Consider the following 3,955-nt stretch of genomic DNA (forward strand, 5'->3'; position numbering starts at 1 on the left):
GAACATGAGAACAGCGGCATCGCGTTGAGAATCGTTTCGCTTCGCGACCGCGATCCAGTAACCGGGCCATTCGAAGGTGGTGGCGCCGGCAAGCCGCACCAGACCCAGATGGCGCCGCGCTAGCCACTGGCGGAGTTGCCCTTTCCAATCACTCCCCATAGCATCTGGCTGCGGCACGTCGGCGATGGAAATGTCGAGGGCTACGGCCACGCAGCGCGTGAACGAGGCAATGAACTCGACGTCTTGCCCGCGGTCCTGCCCGGATTGGATGCTCAACAGCCCTCTGACATGACATTGTCGAATACGACCGGATGCTCCGAACGATTCGGATCTCAGCCAAGATGACGCGGTGCCCAACAAATCACTCACGATCGAGCGGGTTCTGACCCTGCTCGAGGAGACGCCGCGGCGCATCGCGACTCTCACCGCCGGTCTGGCACCACCGGAGTTGCATGCCAACCCCCACCGCGATGAGTGGTCCGCCAACGATGTGCTCGCCCATCTCCGTGCGTGTGCTGACGTCTGGGGCAACTGCATGGAGGCGATGATCGCCGAGGAAACGCCGACGCTGCGGGCGGTCAATCCCCTCACCTGGATCAAAAAGACGGACTACCGCGAGCTTGAATTCGGGCCCTCGTTGCGCTCCTTTGCCACGCAGCGCGCCGATCTACTGGCCGCCCTGGAACCGTTGCCTCGCGAAGGTTGGTCACGCACGGCGACGGTGACGGGCGCGGGAAAGGTGCTGGAACGGACCGTGCTTTTCTACGGCCGGTGGCTGGCCGGCCATGAACGGACGCACGTCAAGCAGGTCGAACGCATCGTCAACACAATGCACAGGTAGGAACGGCCCTCGTTGAGCAGACGTGACTCGCCGTGGGGGTTGCGGGAACTCGGCGCGGAGGTGCGGGTGTGCGGGCCGTCGGCAGCGGATGTGCCTCGGCTCTCGGCCGAGATGATCGCTGCGCAGTTCGGCAAGCGCGCGAGCGGCCACCGTGGCCGGCACGATCCGCGCCAGACGTGCTGGCGCCAGCGAGTTGTGGTTACCCAACCACACGCTGGAATGCAAGCTCCGCCACAAAGAGTTCAGTGAGGACTTGCGGTGACTCACTTAGGTTGGGTTGGGGATTTCGCCAGGGAAAGATATCGCAACCTAACTAGGTTGAGTTGTACAATTGACTAGCCAGTCATATGCGCAACCTACCTAAGACTGCTCGAGCTACGAGCCGTGGGCGTCCCACCAGGGAAGCGTTGCACGTCCGACTCGCCTTCATGGTTGAGGAACTGAAGAGTCGCCTCGGTGGCCTGCCATCGCCCGATGAGGCCGAGAGCATCTGGACCGACATCTGGTATCACGAGGCCCACAACTCAACCGGCCTGGAGGGCAACACCCTCGTCCTGCGAGAAGTTGAGGTTCTTCTCCGCGACGGCAAGGCAGTTGGCAGCAAGGAACTCAAGGACTACCTGGAGGTCAGCGGCTACGCAGCCGCAGCTCAATGGGTGTACAGCCAGGCTTTGAGCTCTGGCCCATGGACCAGCGGCAAGTTGCTCACCCTTACCGAAGTCCGCCATGTTCACCGGCTGGCCATGACGCCCGTCTGGGAAGTTGCTCCACATCCGGACGCCTCCGAAGAGGAAAGCCCGGGCAACTGGCGCCGGCATGACATCCACGCCTTCAAGCACGAGATGAAACCACCGAGCCACACCGAGATACCCGCGCTGGTCCGCGACTGGGTGGATCGCGTCGCCGGCCTGCATCGCGAGCCGTTGCCCATCGCGGAGGCGCTGGCGGCGCGGCATGCGGCGTTCGAACGCATCCATCCCTTCATCGACGGCAACGGCCGCGCCGGCCGTTTGCTCATGAACCTTCTGCTGGTTCGGCTCGGTTACCCGCCCGCGATCATCCTGAAGCGCCGTCGAGATCGCTACCTGGATGCCCTGAACCGCGCCGACCGAGGCGATCCGGGGCCGTTGGGCGAGATCATCGCCCGCGCGGTTCTCGATAACCTCAGCCGCTTCGTCCTGCCCGCGGTGGCGGGACCGGCGAAGCTCGTCCCACTGGAGGCGTTGGCGGCGAAAGACCTTTCGGTGGTGGCACTGCGTAACGCCGCGCGACGCTCCCGGCTGAAGGCGGTTCGAGCCGAGGATGGAACGTGGCGGAGCTCTCGACAGTGGGTGGACGAATACCGGCGGGACCGCTATGCGACGCTGCGCCTGCCGCGAAAGCGAGGCGCATCCAGCGGCCAGAAATCAAGGCCGGAGTAAGCCTCGTCCCGGCACCGGTGACGGCTTCCCGATGGCCAGGAAACTCGGGCGGTCATTGCCGGCCTGGAGGAGTAGGCTCATCGGGACCTGACCCGGATACCGGGTTGCGTGTGTCTAGGCTTGGAGGCGGTATCGATGTACGGACGTATGACTCGGCTCCAGACCTCGCCGGATGCACTCGAGAAGGGGATCGCCTTCTTCAAGGAGAAGGTGGTTCCGAAGGCTCGAACGACACCAGGCAACGGCGGCGCTGTGCTGCTGGTGGATCGCAAGACCGGAAGCGCGATCGGGATCACGATGTGGGAGACGACCCACGCGCTCAATGCCAGCGAGCAATTCGGCATCGACAGCCGGTCTCAATCCGCGGCCGCCACGGGTGGGTCGATCGTCGACGTTGATCGATTCGAGCAGGTGATCGCGGACCGTCCACAGCCGCCCAAAGCGGGTGTCTTCGTCAGGTTCAACACGGTGGCCGGTGTGCCGGACAAGATCGACAACGTCATCAGGTTCATGCAGAAGGAGGTTTTGCCGGTGCTTCAGGCCCAGAAGGGCTACCGCGCCACGCTCGTGAACGTCAACCGGCAGACCGGCCGGAGTTCGGTGGCCACCGTTTGGGACACCTTGGCCGACCTCGAGGCCAGCGAGCCCAGGGTCAGCAGCCTCCGCCGCGATGCGGCGGACGCGGCCGGCGCAACCGACGTCAAGGTCGAGATCTTCGAGGCGGCCTTCGCCGAGATCAAGCAGCCTTCCAGGGTCTGAGTCGGATCAGACAGCACGGCGGCCGCGAGCTCCGTTCGCAAGCTCGCGGTCGCCTCGCCTGGTGAGCGTCAGGCCGTCAATAGGTTGAGTCGTCAGATCCGACCCGCAACAATCGCTTCTGCCCTGACATGGACAAGACCCAACTAGGACGCGCCGGCGAGCTGGCGATGGCGCTGTACTCGATGGTCTCGTCGGATGGCGAACTGCAGCTGTTCACGCCGGTCGCGGACGACGACCATATCGATGCCACCGCCGGCCGCCGGGGCGGAGTGCCGGCGATCGCCATCCAGGTGAAGACCGCGGGCGAGGCGGATGGCAACGGACTGGTGGAGGCGACTGCCGATTATCCAGCCGGCCATGTCCGTGAACATCCGGCCTTTCTCTATGCGGTGCTGCTGATGGAGTCGGTCACGATCGAAGCGGCGTGGCTTCTGCCCAGCCCTGACTTCAACCGCCTGGCGTACCGACGGACCGCCGGCGATAGGGAGGTCCTGGAATTCCGCGGCGATCCGCGGCGGAGCGACCGTTACTCCGCCTTTCGGGTGCCACCGCTGGAGATCGGCCCGCGCCTGCTGACCGTGATCGATTCGCTGGAGGCGGTCATTCCCCTCCGCCTGGCGCGCGGAACCGCGGGGTTGATGCTGGGGGCCCGCCGCTCCATGAGTCCTGAGTGACTTGATACCGTGGCGCGTTGCCGCTGATGAGCCTTGCCGACCTCACCCTCCTGCCCGGGCGGTTCAATCTGAGACGCGGATCACGTCGCCGACGCCCAACACGCCGTCGGTCAGCACGTCGGCTCGCAATCCTCCGCGGCGGACCAGCGACCTCAATACTCCGGGCTTGGTCAGGCACTCGAGGTGACTGCAGGGCTCGCAAAGGCGCTGGCCGAAGCAGGAAACCTCGCCGATCACGAACTTGCGACCCACCAGGGCGT

Annotated in this window: 5 protein-coding genes; 4 read left to right on the top strand and 1 reads right to left on the bottom strand. The window is 64.8% G+C overall.

Annotation, left to right across the window (positions count from 1 at the left end; translation table 11 throughout):
* Window positions 1-276: hypothetical protein (locus EPN29_02505; GenBank protein TAN34602.1), on the bottom strand; the 276-nt coding region annotated here is incomplete at its 3' end.
* A gap of 25 nt (window positions 277-301) precedes the next feature.
* On the opposite strand from EPN29_02505, the gene EPN29_02510 reads away from it, so the two are divergent.
* The 4 genes from EPN29_02510 to EPN29_02525 all read left to right on the top strand — a co-directional run bounded on the left by EPN29_02510 (window position 302) and on the right by EPN29_02525 (window position 3,695).
* Complete coding sequence (locus tag EPN29_02510; protein ID TAN34603.1) at window positions 302-841, top strand: DinB family protein; 540 nt, start codon at window positions 302-304, stop codon at window positions 839-841.
* Window positions 842-1,188: 347 nt separating this feature from the next.
* Complete coding sequence (locus EPN29_02515; GenBank protein TAN34604.1) at window positions 1,189-2,262, top strand: Fic family protein; 1,074 nt, start codon at window positions 1,189-1,191, stop codon at window positions 2,260-2,262.
* 147 nt (window positions 2,263-2,409) lie between these two features.
* Window positions 2,410-3,021 carry a hypothetical protein gene (locus tag EPN29_02520; GenBank protein TAN34605.1) on the top strand — a complete coding sequence of 204 codons (612 nt, stop codon included), beginning with the start codon at window positions 2,410-2,412 and terminating at the stop codon, window positions 3,019-3,021.
* Between the two features lie 128 nt (window positions 3,022-3,149).
* A complete protein-coding gene (locus tag EPN29_02525; protein ID TAN34606.1) occupies window positions 3,150-3,695 on the top strand; it encodes a hypothetical protein in 546 nt (181 codons plus the stop codon).
* The last annotated feature ends 260 nt before the right edge of the window (window positions 3,696-3,955 follow it).

Source organism: bacterium (assembly GCA_004299235.1).
Classification (GTDB): Bacteria; Chloroflexota; Dormibacteria; order Dormibacterales; family Dormibacteraceae; genus SCQL01.